This window comes from Jeotgalicoccus huakuii, from assembly GCF_036665975.1.
Lineage (GTDB): Bacteria > Bacillota > Bacilli > Staphylococcales > Salinicoccaceae > Jeotgalicoccus > Jeotgalicoccus marinus.
On the sequence record NZ_JAVIYN010000044.1, the window covers coordinates 1 to 383 of the forward strand.

1 protein-coding gene is annotated in these 383 nt (G+C 41.3%); it reads right to left on the reverse strand.

The annotated features are described in order from the left end of the window. On the reverse strand, positions 1-383 hold a 383-nt coding region (locus V6E76_RS11440), incomplete at both ends, for a transposase (RefSeq protein ID WP_499797819.1).

The following is a 383-nucleotide window of genomic DNA, read 5'->3' on the forward strand; positions in this document are numbered from 1 at the left end:
CTCATGACGCTCGATATTCTTTCTAAACACAAATGTATACTTATTGGCATTGGCTTCAATTTTTGTACCATCTATAAATATCGCATCCGAATCAATGAGACCATTGAATTCCAGTTGGGTTCTGAACTGAATGAAGGCAGACTGAAGCAGTGCAGCCATTTTTGGATGCACACGAAATCGATTAATGGTTCGGTAGGATGGCGTCTGTTCTTGGGCCAACCACCTCATGCGAATACTATCGTAAAGTAACGCTTCGATTTTACGCCCAGAGAATATGGATTGGCTATACGCACAGAGTAAGATTTTTAACATCATTTTGGGATGATAGGAAGTGGCGCCTTGAGGTGGTCTAAAATCATCAAATATCGCGTCTGGCATACTTT